Raw genomic sequence first — 23,727 nt, 5'->3', positions numbered from 1 at the left:
ACACAGTAGTTAAGCATTCAGAGGCCGAAAGTACTTGTCTGGAGACGGACTGGGAGGATAGGAAGTTGCCGGTTAAGAGGGGCTCCGCGAAAGCGGAGCTTTTTTCGTATGAGAACGATATAATGCTTTCCTATTATATGGAAACGACTTTCGTATTTGCAGATAACTTCTATATTTGATATACTGAATAAGTTGTAACGTTTCATTATTTTAGCACAAGGAGCGGTGGGGATGCGTAAGACGCGCAAGCAGAAGCGCAGTTTTCGGCGAATCAAATGGCTGGGCTTGATTTTCGTCGTGATCATAGCTGTTGTTGTCGGCTGTTATGCCGCTACACATCATAAAGCGTCTGTTCGTGAAATTGGTGATACAGACCATCAGATTACTCATGTCATGATTATGGGTGTGGACAGCCGCAAGGATGATGTGGGCAGAAGCGATACTTTGATGGTGGCATCCATCGACCAGACGGCAGAAAAGGCAGCCCTGCTTTCAATTCCCCGCGATACGCGCGTGGCAATTGACGGGCATGGTTACGATAAAATCAATCACGCCTACGCATATGGCGGCCATGAACTGACGAAATCGTCGGTGGAAGGGCTGCTCGGCGTGCCCATGGATCATTACGTCATCATTGATACAAAATCCTTCGAACGCATTATTGATGCGATCGGCGGTGTTGATATCAATGTTGAAAAACGCATGCATTATGAGGATCCTTGGGATGATAACGGCGGCCTGGTCATTGACCTCTATCCCGGCGAGCAGCATATGGATGGCAAGAAGGCCATCCAGTACGTGCGCTACCGCGATGGCGAGGGGGATATCGGCCGCATTGGCCGTCAGCAAAAATTCATGAAGGCGGTCGTGGAGCAGGTGCTGTCGCCGGAAATTTTGCCGCGCCTGCCGGATATTGTCAAGGAAGTCAGCAGTGCGGTCAAGACCGATATGTCGGTCACGGAACTTTTGAGTTTTGCGAAAATGATGAAGACGTTCCAGGCGAACGGCTTAGAAGCACAGATGGTGCCGGGGCAGCCGGCTTATCATAAGGATATCAGTTATTGGATTCCCGATATCACAGATGTGCGGGATCTTCTGGCATCCGAGCTCGGCCTGACTTTGACCGATGCTGCCAAGCAGGAGGCCCAGGAAGCGGAAGACAAGTATGACGCAGATTTGCCTAAGGACCTCAAACTGCTTGCCCATAAAACAAATGGCGGCACGAAACTGACGGATAAAGAGAAGAAAGATGAAGACGACGAGCCCATGAAACCGGAGGAGATTTCGGTCATGGTCATCAATTCCAGCGGCATTGACGGTGCCGGTGCGGAAGTGGCTGCGGCTCTGCAGAAAAAGGGCTTCATCATCTCGGGCGTCGAAACGGGCAAAACCAGTTCGAACCCGACGACGACGATTACGACGTCAACGCGCAATACCGATGTATTTTACGGCATGCCGTTTGCCTGCGTCATTCGCGATGGCGGCAGTTCGAATCAGGCCGTCGTCAATATTGGCCGGGATTATCACAAAAAAGGGAAATGATTTGAGACGGAGCACCTGCTCCGTCTTTCTCGCAATACGAACAATACGAAGATTTTACTGGAGTGGATGTATTTGGCAATGTTACGGGTAACAGGGCTCAAAAAGGCCTTTGGTATCGATGAGTTATTCCATGATGTCAGTTTTGAAGTTGCGCGCGGGGATAAAGTCGGCTTTGTCGGGGCCAATGGCGCTGGCAAGACGACGCTCATGCGCTGCCTGCTCGGTCAGGAAGAATACGATGGCGGCACGGTGCAGCTTGATGAAGCCGCGACGATTGGCTATGTCGAGCAGCAGGCTGATTTTGGCGACGGCACACTTTATGAGGAATTCCTGCGCGCGTTTGACGATGTCATTGCGCTGGGGGAACGCAAGAAAGAACTTGAAAAAAAGATTGCTGTCGACCATGATGAAGAGATGATGAAGGCCTACAGCAAGGTCGTGGAGCGTTTTGAAATGCTCGGCGGCTACGATTATGAAAGCAGGATCCGCCGCGTGGCGTTTGGACTCGGCTTTACGGAAGACGACTTTGAGAAGAATGTCGCACACTTTTCCGGCGGACAGAAGACGCGCATCTGCCTGACAAAGGCACTTTTACGCGAACCGGATTTCCTGTTCCTCGACGAGCCGACGAATCATCTCGACATTCACATGATTGAATGGCTCGAAGGTTTTTTGCGCAGTTATGCCGGCGGCGTGCTGATCATTTCGCATGACCGCTACTTCCTCGACCGCGTGGCGACGCGCATTCTGGAGCTCGCCGGCAGGACCGTCACGAATTACGACGGCAATTATACCTATTATATGAAGGTCAAGACGGAGCGCCGTGCGGCGCTGCAGTCTGCCTATGAAAAGCAGCAGGAGCATATCAAAAAGACCGAGGAATACATCCGCCGCTATAAGGCCGGCATCAAGAGCAAACAGGCGCGCGGCCGCCAGAGCCAGCTCAACCGCCTCGAGCGCATCGTGCTGCCGCCGGAGGATGCCTCGTTTAATTATTTTGCCCTGAACAAGCCGCCCGAGTGTGCGCAGCGCGTGGCAGAACTTGAAGATGTCTCAATGTCGTTTGGCAGCCATAAGATTTTTGATCACATCTCAATGCTGATCCGTCGCGGCGACGGCGTGGCCCTTGTCGGTCCGAACGGTGCGGGCAAGACGACGCTGCTGCGCATTCTCGTGGGCGAGCTTGAATCGCCGACGGGGCGTGTCAAGATCGGCAGCCGCGTCAAGATTGGCTATTTCTCGCAGCAGCATGAAGGCCTGCACATGGACAATACCATCCTCGATGAGCTCATCTACGAGTACGGCATCAATGAGGAGCAGGCAAGGCGCTATCTCGGGGCCTTTCTTTTTCACGGGGATGAGGTCCTGCGCCGCATTGGGGACCTTTCCGGCGGCGAACAGTCGCGTGTGGCCTTTTTGAAGCTCATGCTGACGGGTGCGAATTTCCTCGTGCTCGATGAGCCGACAAACCATCTCGACATCCCTGCACGCGAAGCTGTCGAGGAAGCCCTGATGGCTTTTCCGGGGACGTTCTTAGCCGTCTCGCATGACCGCTATTTTCTCGACAAGGTGGCAAACTGCACGCTCGAACTCGAGAACGGCAGGCTCACGGAGTATCTTGGCAATTACAGCTATTATTTAATGAAGAAAGAGCTTGCTGAAGAAGAGGCACGCGAGCAGCAGGAAGCGGAGGAAAAAGCCGAGGCAGAGAAAGAAGCAAAGCGCAAAGCAAAGGAAAAATCTGCACATAAAAAGGATGCTGTGAAGGAATCTTCGGAGGCAGCCAAGCAAAAAGCAGAAGCGGAAAAGCGGCGTGCGGAAGAAAAGAAACGCGCAGAGCTTGGCCGCATTCAGAGTATGAGTGAGCAGAAGCGAGAAGAAATGATTCAGCGTGCCGAAGCGGAGATTGCCATGGCAGAAGCCGAGCTTAAAGGGCTGGAATTCCAGATGAACGATCCTGCTGTACAGTCGGACCCGCAGCAGAGTCAGGAAATCGCCGAGGCCTATGCTGCCAAGGAAAAAGAAATCGAGCAGCGCTATGAGAAGTGGGAACGCTTGACAGAGGCATAAATAATATAGTGGAGAATGTCTGTATATGAGATATGGCCGATAGCTGCCGGAAGGAGGGGCCCATGCCGAAGAAGAAAGAAGAAATCCAGCAGTCCCTGCCGGGACTGAACGTCGAAGAAGTCGTAGAGGGTGTCGTGGAAAGCATCATTTTTGCCAGCGACGACGGTCGGTTTTGCGTATTCCGATTAAAGCCTAATCGCCAGAACAGCCGTATAACGGCGACAGTCAACGCAGAGGCTCCCCTTGTCGGCCAACAGCTCCATCTGCGCGGCCGCTGGGTCACACATAAGCGCTATGGCCTGCAGTTTCAGGTCACGGGCATGCGCATCGAGGCACCGTCGAGCGCGGAGGGAATCGAGCGTTTTCTCGCTTCCGGCGTTGTCGATGGCATTGGGCCGGCGCTGGCAAGGCGCATTGTGGAAAAATTTGGGCGTGATACGCTGAATATCATCGAGAAATCGCCGTCAAGACTGCACGAGGTTGCTGGCATCGGCAAAAAGACGATTGAAAAAATAACTTCTTCTTATGCTTCACAGTCAGAGCTTCGCGACATCATGCTCTGGCTTGAATCTCATCATATCTCCGGCACGTATGCCGCACGTATCTTTAAGAAATACGGTTCGTTCTCCATTGATACGCTCGAAAATCATCCTTATCAGCTGGCCAGTGAAGTCGAGGGTATTGGCTTCAAAATTGCCGATACGATTGCTTCAAGTCTTGGCATCGCCCCCGACAACCGCTACCGCATCGCCGCGGGCATCGATTTTGCCTTGCAGGATATTGCGCAGAAGGGACATTGCTGTCTGCCGGAAGAAAATCTGGCTGAACTGGCAGCAAAACTCCTGGGCCTTGATAAGGAAACCGTGCGCAAAGTCCTCAAAGCCCTGTTGGCTGAAAAGAAGCTCGCCGTGGAATATGTAGGAGCACAGACCTTGATTTATCCGCAGTATCTTTACCGCGCGGAGAATAAAGTCGCGCGCAAACTGCTCTATCTGCAGAAATACGCGGATGACATTCCGATGGAGGAAGATCCTGGCATTCTGGTGGAGAAATGGGAGCGGATCTCAGGCATCCATCTGGCAGATAAGCAGAAAGAAGCATTGGAAGATGTCCTGCAGTACGGAGTTTTTATCCTGACAGGCGGCCCTGGTACCGGTAAGACCACTGTGGTGCGCGGCATGCTCGACCTACTGCAGCTTCAGGGCCTTACGGTCCTTTTGGGCGCGCCGACGGGGCGTGCGGCAAAGCGCCTGGCAGAAGCGACAGGTCAAAAGGCCATGACCGTTCACCGACTGCTGGAAGCACAGGGGGCAGGCGGCACGGGGGCTCCTGCTTTTGGCAAAAATGAGGACGAACAGCTTGAAGCCGATATCATCATCCTCGATGAAGTGTCGATGATGGACATTGTCCTGATGCAGCATTTTCTGTCGGCTGTTCCCGATGGTGCCCACGTCATTCTGGTCGGCGATGTCGACCAGTTGCCTTCGGTCGGTCCGGGGGCAGTCCTCGCGGATATTCTGCGCTCCGGCGTCGTTCCGAGTGTGCGCCTGACGGATATTTTCCGTCAGCGGGGCGACAACAGCATTATCATGAACGCCCATGCCATCAATGCCGGCCGTCTGCCCATCTGCTCGCCGCAGGGGGATTTCCAGTTTTGGGAGATGCCGGACGAGGAAACCGCGGCTGCTGAAATCGTCAGATTGTGCGCGGAAGTCCTGCCGAAGCAGGGCTTTTCCCCGCTTACCGATATCCAGGTCCTGTCGCCGATGCACCGCAATGCCTGCGGTACGGATAATCTTAACCGCGTCCTGCAGGCCGCACTGAACCCCAAATCACCGCATCGGCCGGAACTCACGAATGGCACGCAGACCTTCCGTCTCGGCGACAAAGTCATTCAGACGAAGAATAATTACAGCAAACAGGTCTTTAACGGCGATATCGGTTTTATCATGGCCATTGAACCGGGCAAAATGACCGTTCATTACAGCGAAGAGCTCGAAGTGGAGTACGAGGGGACGGAGTACAAGGAACTGCAGCTGGCCTATGCCCTGACCGTTCACAAAAGTCAGGGCAGTGAGTATCCCGTCGTGATTCTGCCTCTGATGCCGGCACATCATATTATGCTGCAGCGCAATCTCCTTTATACCGCTGTGACGAGAGCGAAGCGTGAAGTCATTCTGCTTGGTTCCAAAGCCGCGCTCAATACGGCAGTCAGCAATGACCGTACGCGGAAACGCTATACGTTGCTTGCAGAACGCCTTTATTATGGAGCAAAGGGCTGAGAAATGCACAGTGTGCATCGTAAGTGCTACAATTAATCATAATTGTAGCACAATTTTATAAGAATACATAATACTTCCGGCAAAAGTGTAAACAATTTCCGTATAATAGAGTATACTAGTCCCTGGAAAGAAGATTTACCATAAATGGAAAGGGATTGGTATCATGAAGAACCGTATTTTTGCAATCATTGGTTTATGTGTATGGGGCGGCCTGCTCATGCTGCAGGGCACGCCGAAAGTCACGGAAGACATCGCTGCTGAGACGGTGCAGGCCATGCATCCGCAGGCTGAGGTGGAAAACGTGACGGAGAGCGGTACGGCTTATAAAGTTGCCTATTATGAAAACGGCAAGGCTGGTGTCGCAGAAGTCAGCGATAACGGTCAGGCAGCAGTCCGCTGATTGGTCTTCGGAAATACCTAAAGCAAGAACCTCCGCTGCAGGGGATAGCAGCGGAGGTTCTTGTTTTTTATTTTATTTTCTATTATGTCGTTCAGGCTTCTGAGATTTTTGCGTTTTTTGCGGTTTCGGATTGTTTGCTTGAGACGAGGGCATGCCGGAGCAGCAGGGCAGAAAAAGCAGCGGCAAGCGGGACGGTCAGGATGACGCCGATGCCGCCCGACAGACCCTGCATGATGACGATGTCAAGGCTGTTGGAATTGAGAAGCTGCAGGAAGGGCAGGTCGTAGACATAATCGAGCACCCAGGTGCCGAGGCTGCCGCCGAAGACCGCGAGAATCAGGGTCGCGGCCATCGTGCCCATGACGTCCTGACCGACGCGCATGCCGCTTTTGAAGAGAGACTGTGCCGGCTTTTCCGGATTTTCATCGTGGATTTCGGCGACCGCAGCGGAAACATCCATGGCGATATCGAGGACGGCGCCGAGGCTGGCGAACAGGATACCGGCAAAGAGCAGTTCCCCGACATCGATTTTCGTATTCTGGCTGATGAAGAGCAGGGCTTCGATGTTCGGCACATTGTAGCCCGAAAGATGTGCGAGACGGCCGAAACCTTCCGCGGCAATGCCGGCCGAGAGCACGCCGCCAAAGGAGGCGAGGCCGGCTGCGAGAGCTTTTTTCGTCGTGCCGCAGATCAAAAAGACGGTCAGAGAGAGAATCAGCGTCGAGGTGATGATGGCGGCAAAAATTGGCGAGAAGCCGTGCATGAGCAAGGGAAAGAAGAAAAAGAGGAAGCAGGCAAAGGTCGCGCCGAGGGCAATGACGGATTTGACGCCCTTGCGTCCGCCCACGAGCATCAGGAGCAGGCAGAAGAACGCAAGGAAGGCAATGACGGCCGTCATGCGGTCGTAGCTGTAGACCGTATAGGAAGAAAGACTGCCCGTTTTGCTCGCGATGACGACGACGGACATGCCGGGCTCGCAGACCGTGCCGAAGAGAAGTCCGTTCGGGCAGTTCGCCGTGACTTCCGTGCCGTCTGCGAGTTTCAGTGCGACAATCTGGTCGCCGATGCGGCTGCCGTTTTCCTGTACATTATCGCGCAGGATATCGGTGACGACGGCTTTTGTGAACGTGCGGCCATCCGTGTTAACAAGAGATGGTTTTGTGACATTGTTGAGCTGCAGGAGGCCTGCGAGCAAAGCAAAAACAATGCCGACGACGGCCAGCCGCTTTAAGAAGGCCTTTATTTTGGCAAGGGATTGTGGCTTCATAGAAAAGAATCCTTTCATCGTTCATATTGCATATTACAAAAGAGACCTGAGACAGAGGTCAGAGGTCTCTTTTATGGGATCAGAGGGATATACTCTGGGGGAAAGCTTAGTCTTTGACGATGCTGTAAGTCTGGTCGATCGGCGTACCGGTCTCGGCATCGTAGGTGTCAATGCTGAACTGATTCTTCGTGATGTGGACAACGGAGTACGTCGGGCGCCAGTTCTGGCTGCGGGCGGCGATGTAGTCCTGCTGCTGCGGAATCAGATTGTAGAATTTGGAACCCGTAGCGGAGTTCGAGGACATGTAGAAAACGCCTTTCGGATTGTGGAGTGTGCCCTGCTGCATGTCCGCAATCGTGTAGCAGAGGTTCTGGCTCTCATAGGCATCTTTCTTCGTGCTGTCTTTGAGGGCTTCGTTGAGGATGTTGTGATGTTGGCCCTGCTGTCCCTTGACTTTGTAGTCATCGAAGGAAGCATGCTGCTTGCCGTCGCTCGAGAGCTGGTACGTGCGTGCGTACGTATGGTCATGGCCCTGCAGGACGACATCGATTTTGTTGGCATCGTAAATCGGCGTAAGCTGCGTGCGCATCAGGATGCCATCGGAGTCGGAATGGTCAAGGCCCGTGCCGTAGATGTCCTGATGCATGACGACGATGCGCCATTTCGTATTCGGATGAGCTTTGATAGCCTTCTTGATGAGGGCTTCATGGTCAGCCGCATTGTAGTTGTTGGCGTTGATGACGATGAACAGGGCATTGCCGTACGTGTAGTAGTAGCCATGGCCTGCCTTGGTCGGATTGGCTTCTTCCGTGAACGGATTCGGCACGTTGAAGTGGTTCTGGTAGCCTGTCGTCATGCTGTCGTGGTTGCCGATGCTCGTGGCTTCTGGCAGGCTGCGCAGTGCCTTGGCCGAGAGATAGCCTGCGTACTGCGTCTCCTGCAGATGAATCTTGGCAGCGGACTGGTCTTCAGCAGGCTCATTGATCTGGTCGCCAGGGGAGACGAGGAAGTTGATTTCCGGATGCTGGGCAAGGGCGCTGTTCAACGTCTTGTTCCAATTGTAGGCATCGTTGCGCGTGGCGAGTTCGCCGTCCTGCTTGTTGCCCTCGGAAGAAGTCTGGCCTTTGGAAGCGCCAATCTGCGGGTCGCCGACGTACATGAAGCTGAAGTCATCCGGATTGCCCGTCTTGAAAGACTGGGCATCCTGCCACTGACCGTCGATTTTGACCTGATAATAATACGTCGTGTCCGGGTTGAGGTCCTTCACGGAAGCCTTGTTCGTGTAGTACTGCGTGCCGTCGATGACCGTGCCCTCTTTGGAAGTACCGAGGAACGAACGGGCATTGGACATATCTTCATTCGTGGAGATGCGGACTTCAGCAGCTTTTGCCTTGTCCTTCGAGTACCAGGCGAAGTTCATCTGCGTGGCGTCTTTGCCGGGAGCGATGGCGACCTGCTCATAGTCACCCTTGATGTTTTCCCAGCTCGATTTCCACTGTTCCCAGTTTTCGTCGCCGGCCTGCGTAGCAACGACAGCGTTCGGCGTCGTCGAGGCATCGTTCCAATGCTCCGTGGCGGCAAAACCCGTCGAGGCAACGCAGAGTGCAGCGAGTACATAGGCGGTAAGACGTTTTTTGTTCTTGAAAAGCTTCATGGACATGAAGTACCCTCCTCGATAAATACAACTCTTTCCTTTTGTCTGTTGGCTTGTTTTGTTTACTGACTTTACTTTATCATTTGGAGACGTTTTCTTTGTTATCCCTCTGTAAAGTTTTTGTTATTCCTGTCATGAGCAGCATGGCAGGATGTGATAGAATGGACATAACGATAGAAAAAGGCGGGGGATAATAATGGATGGCAAAAATCAGGAAGATGAGCTGAATTTGGACATACTTTCGGGGCTCAATGCAGCGCAGCGCGAGGCCGTCACGACGACGGAAGGATTCGTGCGTGTTTTGGCAGGAGCCGGCTCGGGCAAGACGCGGGCCCTTACGCACCGCTTTGCTTATTTAGTGGAAGAACTCGGCATTTTGCCGGGCAATATCCTCTGCGTGACGTTCACGAATAAAGCGGCGACGGAAATGCGCAGCCGTATTCACGCCCTGACCGGCGACAACGATACGGGCTATATCAACACATTCCATGGTTTCTGCGTATCGATTCTGCAGGAAGACAGCTATGCTGTCGGTTATCCCAAGAGTTTTCTCGTACTCGACAACGCCGATATTGACGATATGCTCGCGAAGATTTACGAGGAACGGGGCCTCACGCTGCGCGATATGACCTACGGGCAGGCGCGCGATATGTTCGAGATGCGCAAACTCGTGCAGCAGCCCGATTATTATAAGGAACTCATTGCACTGCCGCTTGCGGAGCTCAAGGAAAAATACGATAAGGCCCAGACAAAACAGGACATCCTGTTTTACGGGTATTTATATGAAGAAAAGAAATGTTTTGGGCTCGACTACAATGACCTGATCAAATTTTCCCTGCATATCTTTGCCGAGCATGAGGACATCCGCAAAAAATGGCAGCAGCGCCTTGAGTACATCATGATCGATGAATTTCAGGACATTGACGAGCCGCAGTACCGCCTGATGAACGTTCTCTGCGGCTGGCATAAGAATCTCTTCGTCGTCGGGGACCCTGACCAGACGATTTACAGCTGGCGCGGAGCTTCTGGCCGTTATCTTCTTGACTTTGAAGCGCATTTTCCGGGCACGAAGACGATTTTTATGCTTGAGAATTACCGTTCGACGCCGGAAATTCTCGCGGCCGTCAATTCCCTCATCGCCAAAAATACGAGCCGCGTCGAAAAAGACCTCGTGCCCGTACTGCCGCACGGCCGAAAGGTCGTCTGCCATCATGCCGCGGCCGCTAAGGAAGAGGCTTCGTGGCTGGCCGGTGAAATCGCGAAACTGCATCAGGGCGGTGCGGCATACCGCGATATCGCGGTGCTTTACCGTGCCCATTACATCACGCGCAGTATCGAAGAGCAGCTCCTGAAGGCCGAAATCCCTTATACGATTTACAGCGGTGTGCAGTTTTTTGCGCGGCGCGAAATCAAGGATGCCCTCTGTTACCTGCGCCTTTTGGCATACCGCGACGATCTGTCATTCCTGCGAGTCGTCAATGTGCCGAAGCGCAATATCGGCGAGCGGCGGCGCAAATTCCTCGCATCGTTTGCCGAAGAACATCAATTGACGCTCTTTGAGGCCATGAAAGCCAGTATCGAAGACCCTGTCTGGAAAGGCACAAAGGCGCGAGAATTTATTGCCCTCGTCGAGAATTTGGCAGAAGATGCACAGGGAGAAGCTGTTTCGGAGGTCCTTGCGAAAGTGCTGGATTTGAGCGGCTATGAGGCCATGCTGCGCACGGAGGGCAGTCAGGCAAGGCTTGACAATCTCGCGGAGCTCAAGCAGTCCGTGCACGAATATGAGGTCAGCTGCGGCGAAGAAGCGGGGCTTACCGACTATCTCAATCACGCCGCACTGTTTACGAATCAGGATGTCGGGGAGCCGGGCGACAAAGTCCGGCTCATGACGGTTCATACGGCCAAGGGACTGGAGTTTCCCTATGTTTTTCTCTGTGCCCTCAATGAAGGTGTATTCCCGTCGCGCAAGACGCGCACGCCCGAAGCGATGGAGGAGGAGCGGCGTCTGGCTTTTGTCGCCATGACGCGCGCCGAAAAAGGCCTGTATCTTTCGGATGCCGAAGGGCTCAATATCGACGGCTCCATGCGTTATCCTTCGCGTTTTATTCTCGACATTGACCCGCAGCTTCTCGACTTTACGGCGCCGCTTCCTGAAAAGCTCGTGCGCGATGCGAAGGATTTTGTCATGGCTTCGAAGCGGCGTCTTTCGCGTCAGGCAGAACCTGCAGCCTTTCGAGAGGGCGACCGCGTGACACACCGCGTTTTCGGCGACGGCACGGTTGTGGCCCTCGACCGTGAGAAGGGAGCGTATGTCATCCACTTTGACGAACTCGCGACAAACCGCAGCATTGCCTTCCGCGTCAAACTGCAGAAAATCTGACAAGCCGTCATCTTGTCCTTCCAAAGTCATCATGCTATACTAGCAGGCAAAGGATGTGTTCATATATGATAAACGATAGAGAGAAAAAAGTCCTGTGCTTTGGCATTGCCATCGGGATATTGGTTGGTGTCATTGCCATGAAGCTCGTGAGCGTCAGCGGTGCCGTGATTCTCGCGGCACTGGTATTTGTCGTGCCGCTCATTCCGGAGCTGCGGGCACGCATTCGCACGACGCAGCTGCCGCAGGCAGCGAAGCCGCAGATGCCTCATATGGAGATGCCGCATGTTGACATGCCGCACGTGGAAATGCCTCATGTCGAAGTCCCGCATGTCAATATGCCCCATGTCGACCTGCACAAAATCGAGATGCCGGATGTGGACCTCGAGAATGACTGGCTCAGCAACAAGGCCATCATCATTTACTTCATCCTGTTCATCATCAGTTTTGTCATTGGCTATGTGGTGCTGAACTGAGTTCATCCCAAAAGGACAAACGGCATAAAGAAAAAAAGGGAGCCCTGCTCATAAAGCAGGGCTCCCTTCTATGCTGGAAAGACCGCGTTCAGTCGATGAAATTTGTCATGATGACGGGCTCATGCGGCGGATAATCAATGCCGGCCTGTCTGCCCGCTTCGATGCATTTGGCGAGCCAGGCCATGTTGCGGGCGAGGGTGCGCATGGTCTGCAGGCCTTCGAGGTCTTTGCGCACATCGTCCGGGGTAAAGCCGTGTACCTGATTCCAGTACTGAGAGCCGACGACGGCCATATTGCTCATCTGGAAATATTTGTTGAGACGGTCGAAAGCGGCTGTCGCGCCGCCGCGGCGGCAGGAGACAATGGAGGCAGCGAGTTTGCCCTGCAGGCGTGCATCTTTCGTGCAGCTGAAAGTCAGCCGGTCGAGGAAGCTCGTGACGATGCCCGTAGGTCCGCCGTAGTAAACAGGGGAACCCACTACGAGGCCGTCAAAATCCCTGAGTTTGTCAGCCGTTTCGTTGACGATGTCAGAAAAAGCACAGTGCCCTGTTTTCATGCACTGATTGCAGGCGATACAGTCCTGCAGGGGCTTTTTGCCAAGCCATAGAAGTTCGGTCTCGACGCCGAGTTTGGCAAAGGTCTCAGCCATTTCGTGGAGTGCCGTATACGTGCAGCCTTTTTCGTGCGGGCTGCCATTCACCAAAAGAATTTTGCTCATCCTAAGTCACCTCAGATAAAAACTTGTTTGCTCGTATATGTTAATCTACTTCGCGTTTCAGCGGCAAAATCCTTCTGACTCATGAAAACAAAAGCGGGTCTGCCCGGTAAACAGGCAGATCCGCTTTTGTTTTCATAGATAGGTGTGAGTATAGGTGATAAGTTTGGGAAATCAGTTTTCGTAGGCTTCTTCGAGCTCTTCGAGTGTCTTCTGCTTGCTCTCTTTGCCGAGTGTGAGGACGACGGCAGAGATGATGACAAAGACCGAGGCGAACATCAGGAAGATCGTGCTCATGCCAAATGTATTGGCAAGCATGAGGCCGACGAGCATCGGAGCAATCATGCCGCCGATACGGCCAAAGCCTGCAGCCCAGCCGGAACCAAGTGCACGGATGGTCGTCGGATACTGTTCCGGCGTATAGGTGTAAATGACACCCCAGGCACCGAGGTTGAAGAAGCTCATGGCCGCGCCCCACATGAGGAGGCTAGAAGCCGTGGCGGCATTGCCGAAGAAGAAACTGCAGATGCCGGACATCAGCAGGAACAGCGAAAGCGTGTATTTGCGGCCGATGACATCGACGAGCCAGGCTGCGGCGTAATAGCCCGGCAACTGGGCAAGCGTCATAATGAGGACGTATTCAAATGTCTTGACAACGGCGAATCCCTGCGCGAAGACGATGGACGGCAGCCACATGAAGATACCGTAGTAGCTGAAGACAATGCCGAACCAGGCAAGCCAGAGCATGACCGTGCGCGTGCGGAACGGCTTCGTCCAGAGCGTCGTGAAGCTCGTGGCAGCGGCTTTGGGCTGCTCGAGTTCCGCAGGGCTGAGGTGGCTGGCAAACGGGCGGCTTTCGACATGGAGTCTGCGCTCGAGTTCGAGGATGATGTCCTTGGCCTCGTCGATGCGGCCGTGCGAGATCAGGTAGCGCACGGACTCCGGCATGTGCAGGCGAATGAGGAAGACGTAGAGCGCCGGAATCGTGCCGATGACAAAGGCAATCTGCCAGCCGAAGCGCGGGATCAGCAGGTAGGCGATGCAGGCCGCGACGAGCCAGCCGACGCCCCAGAAGCTCTCGAGCAGGACGATGAAGCGGCCGCGCAGATGGCTCGGCGCGTACTCGCTCATGAGCGTCGCGGCGACCGGCAGCTCCCCGCCGAGGCCGAAGCCGACGAGGAAGCGGAAGACGAGCAGCGACTCATAGCTCCAAGCAAGGGCGCAGAGCCCTGTCGAGATGCTGTAGAGCAGCACCGTGATGGTGAAGACCTTCTTGCGGCCGATGCGGTCGGCGACCGTGCCGGCGAGCACAGCGCCGAGCGCCATGCCGATGAGACCAATTGAGCCAATCCAGCCGGCCTGCGCGGGCGAGAGCCCCCAGTCCTTTGTCAAGACAGGCAGAACAAAGGCAATCAGGCCCGTGTCCATCGAGTCAAAGAGCCAGCCGAGGCCCGTGACCATGAGCAGCTTGTACTGGAAGGAGCCGACAGGCAGTGCTTCCAAGCGTTCGAGAATCATGCAAACAACCTCTTTCCCAAAAATCCCTGAACGAAAAATGAAGATAATATCTTTTTATCAACTGTCATGACAGATGATTGCATTACTGTTATTGTAGTCGATTTTGGGCAAAATGCAAGAGGCCTTCGCGAAGTCGGATGAACTCATCGATGAGTCGGGCGAAACCGAGTGAAACCGAAGAGAATCGACGGATTTCCTTTACAGAGCAGGGACTTGCGTTGTAAGATGGATGTGTTAAATTTTTTCGTGACATGCAGGAGGGATTCATATGAAGAAAGTACTGACGATCGCGGGCAGCGATTCGAGCGGCGGCGCCGGCGTGCAGGCGGATCTCAAGACGATGCTGGCCAACGGTGTCTACGGCATGAGCGCCATCACGGCGCTGACGGCGCAGAACACGCAGGGCGTCCGCATGGTGCAGGAAGCCACGCCGGAGTTCCTGGCGGCAGAGCTCGATGCGGTCTTCGAGGACATACGGCCCGATGCCGTCAAGGTCGGCATGGTCGCCTCGCCCGCGCTGATCCATGTCATCGCGGATAAATTGAAGGCCTATAAGGCCGAGCATGTCGTCGTGGACCCCGTCATGGTCGCGACGAGTGGCGCCAAGCTGCTCGTGGACGAGGCCATCGAGGTGCTCGTGCAGGAGCTCTTCCCGCTCGCCGAGGTCATCACGCCGAACATTCCCGAACTCAGCGTCCTGACGGGGGCAGAGATTGCGGATGAGTTTGCCTTCGAGCAGGCGGCGAAGAAGATCGCCGCAGAGGCCAAGGTCAATATGCTCGCCAAGGGCGGTCACTTCGCGGACGACGCGAGCGACCTGCTCGTCCTCGCAGGCGGCGAAGGGGAGAAGTGGTATCGCGGCACGCGCGTCGCGAACCCCAACACGCATGGCACGGGCTGCACGCTGTCGAGTGCCATTGCCGCCAACCTCGCGAAGGGCTTCGACCTCGACGAGTCGATCGGCCGCGCGAAGTCGTACCTGTTCGGAGCGCTGCTCGCCAAGATGGACCTCGGCAAGGGCAATGGCCCCGTCGATCACGGCTGGAATCTTCATGGCGATTTCTTCGAGAATTGAGTGACATCGTAGCGGGGCGGGGGCATCTATTTCGGCTTTGGCGCTCAGCCCTTCGGGCGGTCGCTTCGCTTCTGAAGTGGTAAGCTTATTTTGGACACGGAGGGGGTAACTTTTGGACACAGAAACTGTATAATCAAGACAAAAGATATATAGTTTCTAAACACCAGCTACTCCCAGTTTAGACCAGGAGGCTTACTATGAAGTACACAAAAGAACAACGCTTGGATATAGGCCGTCGCATCTATGACGGTGAGATTACCAAGTATGAAGCAGCTAAGCAGTACGGCATTGGTCCCTCGACAGCTCGAGATTATATGCGGATGTACCGCGATGAAAATCAGTTGGCTTCTAAACAAGGGCCTATGTCTTTCAGAGAAAAGAATTTGATTCAACAAAAGAATAAACCAGAACCTTATAATCTCGAAGCATATGAATCCATGTCAAAAGACGAACTGATTCAGGAGCTGATCAAGGCACGCATAGCGGAGGCCCGACTAAAAAAAGGGTACGAAGTGAAGGGAGATGGTTCGGTAATTCGCTACAGCAGCAAGAATACCAAGTAATCCTTGAGCTATCCGGAGAATTTACAGTGAAGCTCCTATGCAGGGCTATGGGCATTAACCGCAGCAGTTTCTACTATTGGAAAAAGCATCTCGGAGCCCCAGCACCAAGAACCAAGCGTTTGATTGACAACATCCAGCTATTTACAGAATACCATCTGAAGTATCCTTCTCATGGTTACCGGTGGCTGAATGCCAAGATTCATCTGGATACTGGCGTTGCCTTTTCTGACCCGTATGCGCATAAATGCTGCAGGATTGCGGGAATAAAGAGCAAGGCAAAGCACTACAAGTATAAGAAGCCAGGCGATCCGGGAAGAATATTCCCGAATCTGCTTTCTGCAGAACTCAGCATTGACGGGCCACTTCAGTGCATTGTCAGCAACATGACCGCGTTCTGTGTCAAGGGTATCTACTATGAGCTGACCTTGTACATGGACCTCTGGAACAATGAGATTGTCAGCCATGCCCTGTCAGCGAAGCGTGGAGACTGGATGACATACATAAGCGGATTGGAAAATCTTCTCGAACTCAAGAAAACTCATCCTGAATACAAAATGATTCTTCATAGTGACCAGGGCTCCGTTTACGCCTCGAAGGCGTATAACGAGCTTCTGCCCATGTATGTGAATCGCTCCATGTCGCGCGCTGGAACGCCTACGGATAATGCTGCCATGGAGTCCATTAACGGCTGGATTAAAGCTGAGCTGTTTATGGACCTCCATGTTACCGGCGAAAAACCAGTAGAGCAGGAAATTGACGACTACATTGTGTTTTTCAATGAAGAGCGTCCGGCGTATTCGCTGAATCATCTTACTCCAAAACAGTACAGAGAAGCGCATGCCGCATGATTTGTTGATGAATGCCCAATTCTAAGGCAGCTGCTGTCCTGCAATTTCAGTAGCGATGTCCGGGGCGCTGCTCTAGATGTATAAAACCAAAATAATAAGTGATTAGATTTTATGTAGTCGTGTCCAAAAAGTGTTGACTACTGCACTTCTGCAGGCGAAACAGATGCCCCCGCCCATCGCCTCGTTATCGATAAAAGCCCCACAAGGGGCTTTTTTGTTTGCGCACAAAAGTGACAGAGTTAAAATATATGTGAAAGTAATTGAGAAATTCATTGAGAATAGCAGAAAATACGTTGGAAAAAGCGGCAAAATGATTGTAAATCTGGCGCTGTCCTGCTAGTATAAGACTCAACAAGAGAGCAAACGAGAAAAAACTTCACGAATGTGAAAGTCAATGTGGGGCGGATACAGAGGAGGGGAGATTGCCATGATGCCAGTGGAGAAACGCATCCTGATCAAGGCGGCCAGCATGTACTATCTCGATCACATGAAGCAGAGCGAGATAGCGAGGCGCATGGGTGTCGATCGCACGACGGTCAGCAAGTACCTCAAGAAGGCGATGAACAACGGCATCGTCAAGATCGAGGTCGAGAGCGATTCGTACGAGGAAATCGAAGCGGCGCTGGAGCGGCGCTTCGGCCTGCGTGAGGCGTACGTCGTGCCAAAGAGCTACGACATGCTCGCCATCAAGCAGAGCATGGCGCAGGCCGGGCTCAACCTGCTGCGCCGCATCATGGCCGACGGCCAGATCATCGGCATGGCTTGGGGCTCCACGATACAGGAGCTCACGAAGCGCGCGCACCGCGAGAAGATGCCGCAGCTCGACATCGACTTCGTGCCGATCGACGGCGGCCCGGAGAGCATCGACAGCGACCACCATGTCAACACGATCTGCTACGAGATGGCCAAAGCTGTCGGCGGCCGCAGCCACTTCATCTACGCGCCGGCCATCACGCGCACGTCGGAGATACGCGACGCCATCCTGCAGGACGCGAACTACGAGAAAATCTCGCAGCTCTGGCAGCGGCTCGACATCGCGATCGTCGGCATCGGTGCGCCGGTCAAATCGTCGAACCTCGTCTGGGCTGGCTACTTCGGCCGTGACGCCATCGACTCGATGCGCCGGACCGGCGCCGTCGGGGAAATCTGCTCGGTCTTCTATGACAAGGACGGCGAGCCCGTGCAGACCCCGTTCACAGACCGCACGATCGCTGTGCCGCTCGATACCCTGCGGAATCTGCCGTACTGCATCGGCATGGCTGCTTCGCGCGAAAAGGTGCCGGCCATCATGGGCGCACTGCACGGCCACCTCATCAATGTGCTGATCACCGATGAGTCGACAGCGACCATCTTGCTGCATGAATGACGAGAGAGGAGAGAGATTCATGATGTGGACCTTATTCATCGCGGCCATCGCAATCTGGGTGCTGCAGACGGCACTGACGCTCTGGCAGTTCCGCCGCTTCAACCGTCGGCTCAAGGAGCTCCGTCAATCCGGACCCGTGGCCATCGGCAAGGCGAAGGGCCGCTTCCTTGCAGGTGCTATCGTGCTGCTCTGCATCGATGCGGACTGCCGCATCGTCAAAGGGGAGATCATGGAGGGCGTCACCGTCTTTGCCAAATGCCGCCCCTTCTCCGCATTGAACGGGCTGAATCTGCTCGACCTCAGCGAAGCGCTCTGCGAGGAGCAGGGGCTCACGCGCCAGCAGATCAAGGCGGCCCTGAGTGCGCGTCAGGATTATCTTTCGTACCAGAAACTCCAGCGGGAGCAACAACTTACTCCCGCTAGAAGATAAAAAATAAGGGAAAAAGAAAAAGGAGAGATTTTGATGGACACAATGGTTTTCTTGGCACAGGGCTTCATCGGCATGTTCAACAAGGGCGGTGAGACCTTCGTCGGCTGGGTCAGCGGCATCATCCCGACGCTCGTATGCCTGCTCGTCGCGATGAACTCGATCATCGCCTTCGTCGGCCACGAGAAGATCGAGAAATTCGCGCGCATCTGCGGTGGCAACGTCGTTACGCGCTACATCCTCTTGCCGGTCGTCGGCACGTTCTTCTTCTGCAATCCGATGACCCTGTCGCTCGGCAAATTCCTGCCGGAGTACTACAAGCCATCGTATTACGCAGCGGCCTCGGCCTCCTGCCACACGCTCAACGGCCTGTTCCCGCACGTCGACCCAGCGGAGCTCTTCGTCTTCCTCGGCATTGCCAACGGCATCTCGGCGCTCGGACTGCCGACCGTCGACCTCGCGCTGCGCTACTTCCTCATCGGCATCGTCATCAACTTCCTGCGCGGCTGGATCACCGACTTCATGACGGCCTACGTGCAGAAGCAGCAGGGCGTGAAGCTCAGCAAGGAGCTCGTCGCGACGAAGGACTGAAGCGCGGCTGCGTAAAAAATTTTCAATGATAGTACATTATATGAACATATGTGACATATGAAAAGGGAGAAGAGCATCATGGCAGAGTATAAAGACGTCATCGTTACGGCTGGTTCCGGCGGCTTCGGCGGCCCGCTCAAGTTGCACCCTGACGCAAAGCAGAACAAGATCGTCAACATCACGGGCGGCGTCATCTCGCCTGTCGCCAAACGGCTGGCCGAGATGACGGGCTGCGAGCTCGTCGACGGTTTCAAGACGAGCGTCCCCGACGACGAGATCCTCGCTGTCGTCATCGACTGCGGCGGCACGCTGCGCTGCGGCATCTACCCGCAGAAGCGTATCCAGACCATCAACCTCAACCCGACTGGCCCGAGCGGTCCGCTCGCGCAGTACATCAAGCCGGACATCTACGTCTCGGCGGTGCGCGAGAAGGACCTGGCTTTTGCCGAGGGGCAGGAAGTCCCGATTGACCATGCACCGGCAGAAGAGCAGGCAGCAGATACAGCGGCACCGGGCGGCGTCAGCGGCCGCCACTACGACACGTCGAAGAAGATCTCGGAGCAGCAGGCCGGCTTCATGGCGAAGGTCGGGCAGTTCATGGGCGGCATCGTCGCCGTCTTCTATCAGGCCGGCCGCGAGACCATCGACACGATGATCAAGACGATCCTGCCGTTCATGGCCTTTGTCTCCATGCTCATCGGCATCATCCTCTCGACCGGTATCGGCGACATCATCGCGCATCTGCTCGTGCCACTGGCCGGCAACGTCGGCGGCCTCATCATCCTGTCTCTGATCTGCTCCTTCCCGTTCCTTTCTCCGTTTCTCGGACCGGGCGCTGTCATTGCACAGGTCATCGGCGTGCTCATCGGTGTTGAGATCGGCAAGGGGGCCATCCCGCCGCACCTCGCGCTGCCGGCACTCTTCGCCATCAACGCACAGTGCGCCTGCGACTTCATCCCGGTCGGCCTCGGCCTCGCAGAAGCCGACGCCAAGACCGTCGAAGTCGGCGTGCCGTCCGTGCTCTATTCCCGCTTCATCACGGGCCCGCTTTCCGTCATCCTCGCCTGGCTGGCCAGTTTTGGACTCTATGAGGGCTGAGAGCGCGAGCGAATATACGAACTCTTACACCATTTGATTGCATATAAACAGGAGGTAATCTCATGAAAAAGTATTACAGCACCATCGTGCAGGAACTCGGCACACAGGTCCACGCGTTTAAAGGCGCGCGCATGCTCATCCTGTTCAATGAGAACGCGCCGCAGGAACTCCGCGAGTACTGCGTCCTGCATCGCGGCAACAAGCTCGAGGACACGGTAGAGCCCGGCGACATCTTCCGGCTCGGCAAGACGGACTACAAGATCGTCTACGTTGGCAGCCAGGTCCAGAAGAACCTGCGCGACCTCGGCCACATCACGTTGCGCTTCAATGCCAATGAGGAAGGCGAGAATCTGGAGGGCAGCCTCTACCTCGAGAACAAAGAGGTCGGCGACATCGAGCCGGGCGAGGAGATCGCCATCTATAAGCCCTGAGTGCCCGGGGAAAGTCCGGCTAGAACAAGTAAAGCAAGACAAAAGACAAGCAAGATAGGAGAGATAGTCATGGCTTCATGGTTGAATCTGGAAGGTAAAACAGCAGTGGTTACGGGCGGTGCTTCGGGCATCGGCAAGACGGTGGTCCAGTCGTTCCTCGACAACGGCGCGAATGTCGTCGTCTGCGATATGAACCCCAAAGAGCCGGAATTCGAGCGCGGCGAGGGCAGCGGCGACGTGCTCTACGTCGTAACGGATGTGACGAAGGCCGCGAGCGTCCGCGCGATGGTCGAGAAGGCCAAGGCGAAGTTCGGCAAGCTCGACATCCTCGTCAACAACGCCGGCATCAACATCCCGTGCCTGCTCGTCGACCCCAAGGACCCGTACGGCAAGTATGAGCTCAATGAGCGTGTCTACGACAAGGTCACGAATGTCAACATCCGCGGCGTCTACCTCATGGCGCAGGCCCTCGGCCATGAATTCGTCAAGAACGGCAAGGGCGTCATCATCAACATGAGCTCCGAGAGCGGCCTCGAGGGCTCGGAGGGCCAGAGCATCTACGCGGCGACGAAGAACGCCGTCAACTCCTTCACGCGCTCCTGGTCGAAGGAACTCGGCCGCTACAACGTCCGCGTCGTCGGCGTGGCGCCGGGTATCCTCGAGGCCACGGGCTTGCGTACGCTGGCCTACGAAGAGGCACTCTCCTACACGCGCGGCATCACCGTCGAGGACCTGCGTAAGGGCTACAAGAACACGAAGACGACGCCGCTCGGCCGCAGCGGCAAGCTCACCGAAGTCGCCAACCTCGTGCTCTTCCTAGCGAGCGACCGCGCTTCCTACATCCACGGTGTCACCTACAACGTCGCGGGCGGCAAGACGAGAGGATGATACCCGTTCACATCTATCCCCATACAATCCTTATATCCTTTGATATCCTTTTGGTCTTGGGATGCACTCTGTGGCTGAGTGCATCCTTTTTTCATGGGCACGTCGAAAAATTTGCCTGACGGTGTCAGGCGTGATAAGATGAAAAGGCAATGTCAGAAAGGAAGAGATACGATGAAGATAAAGAGAATCGCGAAGCTGCTGGGCTTCTGCTGCCTGACGGCGGGACTGGCGCTGCCGACGGCCACGCAGGCAGCTACGGGCGACAACGGCCATGTCACGGCGACGTCGGTGCTCGCGGAGAAGGCAGGACAGCAGCCGGCCGTCACGGAGACGCAGGCGGCGCAGCAGCTTGAGGCAGCGGCCAAAGCCGAGGCCGCCAAGGGGCCGTCGGTCGATATCCGCAGTGTCCGGCTCGTCTGGGACCACGTGCCGGGAGCCGTCAAGTACAAGGTCGAGCTGCTCGGCTCGGCCGATGACACGCTGACGAATGTCATCATGACGCAGAACCAGATCTTCGCCAACGGCGTCGACATCGATGTGAGCCGCTACGGCAAGGCCGCGGCGAATTTCTACTGGAAGGTACGCGGACTTGACTACAACGGCAATCCCGTCAACTCGTACTCCACGCCGCAGCCGATTGCCTCTGGCACGCTGAACCCGACGGCACCGCTCGCGACGTCAGCGTACGACAAGATGGACTATGCGGCCGAGTACCCCGTCTACGCATGGATCCCGATGCCGGGTGCCAAGCACCACGAAGTGCAGGTCTACCGCGAGGAGGGCTCGCAGGACATGTACCTCAAGACGCTGCAGGCCGGTGAGTACGACGTCTACGACTGGGATGCCTACACGACGCCGGGCCGCTACTACTGGCGCGTGCGCTCCGTGGATGCGGACGGTGCACCGCTGAGCGACTGGTCGGCGAAGAATGGCTTTACGGTGACTACGCCGACGCCGATCGCCGCGCTCGGCGACAGCATCACGCACGGCGGCGGCGTCATGAGCGTGCCGCCCTCGGACCCGCTCTACAACTGGGAGACGTATTCCCCTGTGCCCATCAAGAACCTCGGCGTCAGCGGCAATACGACGCAGGACATGATCGACCGCTTCGAGCACGATGTCCTGCCGTTCTCGCCGCGCATCCTCGTCATCATGGGCGGCGTCAACGACTACCGCGCCGGCACATACGGCTGGACGGTCGTGCAGCATCTCAAGGCCCTCAAGGAGAAGTGCGCGGCCTACGGCATCATCCCCGTATTTGTGACGCCGACGCCCATCAATCCGAGCCTGATGATTCATCGGGCCGGCATTGAACATCCGACACCGGATTGGCTCGTACATCAGCAGTATGTCTGCGACTGGGTCAAGAAACAGCCGTATTCTGTCGATGTCGCGAGTGCCCTTGCCGACGAGCGCGGCTGGCTGCGTTCGGACTATACGACAGATGGTCTGCATCCGGACTATTTAGCTAAGAAATCCATGGGCGAGAAGATCGGCGCTTACCTTGAGGCGACTTTTCCCTGGGTAACGCAGAGTCTGATGAAAAAGCCCGTGCGTTCCTAAATGAATGCCAGTGCAATTGATTTGACGATTTCCACAAGGTTATAAACGAAATAAACGAAAAATCCGCGTCCATTTTGGATGCGGATTTTTCGTACAGTGTTTATTTTGTATGGATACCCGTAATCGTATAACCGCTGCCGGCGAGAGCCTGACGGATTTCGTCATCGCTGACTTCTCGTGTCATCTTGACGACGGCGTGATTGCGGTGCAGATTGACTTCGGCCGCTGCCCCGTCGATGCTGTCAAGGGCCTGTTCTACGCGGATTTTGCAGTTGCCGCAGGTCATGTCCTCGATATCGACGATTTTCGTATCAACAATTGTGCCTTTGAGTTCCTTTTTTGGTGGAGGCGTGATAGCACCGCCGCCGCAGCAGCTGCTTTCTCCTCGCCAATGCTTGATGACGCCTTTGAAAGCGAAATAAAGAGCGACCAGAACGATGACACCGACAATTGCTGTTGCCATAAGAATTCCCCCTACGCTATATAATGTCAATGAAAATCAACTTCATCTTTATTCATATACCAGTTAGGGGTATAAGTCAATAGCGGGAATCACTTTCACATTCAATTAGGACG

21 protein-coding genes are annotated in these 23,727 nt (G+C 55.0%); 16 read left to right on the top strand and 5 right to left on the bottom strand.

Annotated elements, in window-relative coordinates:
* Nucleotides 1-231: 231 nt before the first annotated feature.
* From ACE419_RS11340 to ACE419_RS11325, 4 genes are all read left to right on the top strand, one after another.
* Complete coding sequence (locus ACE419_RS11340) at nucleotides 232-1,542, top strand: LCP family protein (RefSeq protein ID WP_432648270.1); 1,311 nt, start codon at nucleotides 232-234, stop codon at nucleotides 1,540-1,542.
* Between the two features lie 72 nt (nucleotides 1,543-1,614).
* Nucleotides 1,615-3,612, top strand: a complete 1,998-nt coding sequence (locus tag ACE419_RS11335) for an ABC-F family ATP-binding cassette domain-containing protein (protein WP_435722055.1) — start codon at nucleotides 1,615-1,617, stop codon at nucleotides 3,610-3,612.
* 62 nt (nucleotides 3,613-3,674) lie between these two features.
* Nucleotides 3,675-5,894: an SF1B family DNA helicase RecD2 gene (recD2, locus tag ACE419_RS11330; RefSeq protein WP_435722054.1), complete on the top strand. Its 2,220-nt coding sequence runs from the start codon at nucleotides 3,675-3,677 to the stop codon at nucleotides 5,892-5,894.
* A 163-nt stretch (nucleotides 5,895-6,057) separates the two neighbouring features.
* Nucleotides 6,058-6,294 (top strand): hypothetical protein, encoded by a 237-nt coding sequence (locus ACE419_RS11325; RefSeq protein ID WP_435722053.1) that lies wholly within the window; start codon nucleotides 6,058-6,060, stop codon nucleotides 6,292-6,294.
* Nucleotides 6,295-6,385: 91 nt separating this feature from the next.
* On the opposite strand, the gene ACE419_RS11320 is transcribed toward ACE419_RS11325, so the two are convergent.
* Both ACE419_RS11320 and ACE419_RS11315 read right to left on the bottom strand, forming a co-directional pair.
* A complete protein-coding gene (locus ACE419_RS11320; RefSeq protein WP_435722052.1) occupies nucleotides 6,386-7,561 on the bottom strand; it encodes a YibE/F family protein in 1,176 nt (391 codons plus the stop codon).
* 106 nt (nucleotides 7,562-7,667) lie between these two features.
* Nucleotides 7,668-9,215 (bottom strand): purple acid phosphatase family protein, encoded by a 1,548-nt coding sequence (locus ACE419_RS11315; RefSeq protein WP_435722057.1) that lies wholly within the window; start codon nucleotides 9,213-9,215, stop codon nucleotides 7,668-7,670.
* A 229-nt stretch (nucleotides 9,216-9,444) separates the two neighbouring features.
* On the opposite strand from ACE419_RS11315, the gene ACE419_RS11310 reads away from it, so the two are divergent.
* Together ACE419_RS11310 and ACE419_RS11305 are read left to right on the top strand one after the other, a co-directional pair.
* A complete protein-coding gene (locus tag ACE419_RS11310) occupies nucleotides 9,445-11,595 on the top strand; it encodes an ATP-dependent helicase (RefSeq protein ID WP_435722051.1) in 2,151 nt (716 codons plus the stop codon).
* Nucleotides 11,596-11,660: 65 nt separating this feature from the next.
* Nucleotides 11,661-12,068, top strand: a complete 408-nt coding sequence (locus tag ACE419_RS11305; RefSeq protein ID WP_432647567.1) for a hypothetical protein — start codon at nucleotides 11,661-11,663, stop codon at nucleotides 12,066-12,068.
* An 88-nt stretch (nucleotides 12,069-12,156) separates the two neighbouring features.
* Here ACE419_RS11305 and ACE419_RS11300 read toward each other — a convergent pair whose 3' ends face one another.
* A complete protein-coding gene (locus tag ACE419_RS11300) occupies nucleotides 12,157-12,786 on the bottom strand; it encodes a flavodoxin family protein (RefSeq protein ID WP_435722050.1) in 630 nt (209 codons plus the stop codon).
* A 171-nt stretch (nucleotides 12,787-12,957) separates the two neighbouring features.
* Nucleotides 12,958-14,301: an MFS transporter gene (locus tag ACE419_RS11295; RefSeq protein WP_435722049.1), complete on the bottom strand. Its 1,344-nt coding sequence runs from the start codon at nucleotides 14,299-14,301 to the stop codon at nucleotides 12,958-12,960.
* A 268-nt stretch (nucleotides 14,302-14,569) separates the two neighbouring features.
* Between ACE419_RS11295 and thiD the strand changes: the two genes are divergently transcribed.
* The 10 genes from thiD (at nucleotide 14,570) to ACE419_RS11245 (ending at nucleotide 23,151) form a co-directional block, all read left to right on the top strand.
* Nucleotides 14,570-15,376, top strand: coding sequence for a bifunctional hydroxymethylpyrimidine kinase/phosphomethylpyrimidine kinase (thiD, locus tag ACE419_RS11290; protein ID WP_435722048.1), 807 nt, complete (start codon nucleotides 14,570-14,572; stop codon nucleotides 15,374-15,376).
* A 197-nt stretch (nucleotides 15,377-15,573) separates the two neighbouring features.
* Nucleotides 15,574-15,939, top strand: coding sequence for a hypothetical protein (locus ACE419_RS11285; RefSeq protein WP_435722047.1), 366 nt, complete (start codon nucleotides 15,574-15,576; stop codon nucleotides 15,937-15,939).
* Nucleotides 15,939-16,787, top strand: a complete 849-nt coding sequence (locus ACE419_RS11280) for an IS3 family transposase (protein WP_435722056.1) — start codon at nucleotides 15,939-15,941, stop codon at nucleotides 16,785-16,787. The genes ACE419_RS11285 and ACE419_RS11280 overlap by 1 nt, the downstream gene beginning before the upstream one ends.
* A gap of 427 nt (nucleotides 16,788-17,214) precedes the next feature.
* The gene (locus ACE419_RS11275) at nucleotides 17,215-18,153 is read left to right on the top strand and encodes a sugar-binding transcriptional regulator (protein WP_435722046.1); all 939 of its coding nucleotides are present in this window, start codon (nucleotides 17,215-17,217) and stop codon (nucleotides 18,151-18,153) included.
* 19 nt (nucleotides 18,154-18,172) lie between these two features.
* On the top strand, nucleotides 18,173-18,583 hold the full coding sequence (locus tag ACE419_RS11270; RefSeq protein ID WP_435722045.1) for a transcriptional regulator GutM: 411 nt from the start codon (nucleotides 18,173-18,175) through the stop codon (nucleotides 18,581-18,583).
* Nucleotides 18,584-18,616: 33 nt separating this feature from the next.
* Entirely contained in the window at nucleotides 18,617-19,171 is a 555-nt protein-coding gene (srlA, locus tag ACE419_RS11265; protein WP_005840451.1) for a PTS glucitol/sorbitol transporter subunit IIC, read from the top strand.
* A 78-nt stretch (nucleotides 19,172-19,249) separates the two neighbouring features.
* Entirely contained in the window at nucleotides 19,250-20,269 is a 1,020-nt protein-coding gene (srlE, locus tag ACE419_RS11260; RefSeq protein ID WP_278962208.1) for a PTS glucitol/sorbitol transporter subunit IIB, read from the top strand.
* 62 nt (nucleotides 20,270-20,331) lie between these two features.
* Nucleotides 20,332-20,700: a PTS glucitol/sorbitol transporter subunit IIA gene (locus ACE419_RS11255; RefSeq protein WP_005840454.1), complete on the top strand. Its 369-nt coding sequence runs from the start codon at nucleotides 20,332-20,334 to the stop codon at nucleotides 20,698-20,700.
* Between the two features lie 69 nt (nucleotides 20,701-20,769).
* Entirely contained in the window at nucleotides 20,770-21,588 is an 819-nt protein-coding gene (locus tag ACE419_RS11250) for an SDR family oxidoreductase (protein WP_304083290.1), read from the top strand.
* Nucleotides 21,589-21,759: 171 nt separating this feature from the next.
* Nucleotides 21,760-23,151, top strand: coding sequence for a GDSL-type esterase/lipase family protein (locus tag ACE419_RS11245; RefSeq protein ID WP_435722044.1), 1,392 nt, complete (start codon nucleotides 21,760-21,762; stop codon nucleotides 23,149-23,151).
* Between the two features lie 100 nt (nucleotides 23,152-23,251).
* Here the strand turns inward: ACE419_RS11245 and ACE419_RS11240 are convergent, their stop codons facing one another.
* The gene (locus ACE419_RS11240) at nucleotides 23,252-23,614 is read right to left on the bottom strand and encodes a heavy-metal-associated domain-containing protein (RefSeq protein ID WP_435722043.1); all 363 of its coding nucleotides are present in this window, start codon (nucleotides 23,612-23,614) and stop codon (nucleotides 23,252-23,254) included.
* Between the last annotated feature and the right edge of the window lie 113 nt (nucleotides 23,615-23,727).

Origin of the sequence: Mitsuokella apri (assembly GCF_047974105.1) — a bacterium.
GTDB lineage: Bacteria > Bacillota > Negativicutes > Selenomonadales > Selenomonadaceae > Mitsuokella.
This window is presented reverse-complemented; position numbering and strand designations above follow the sequence as displayed.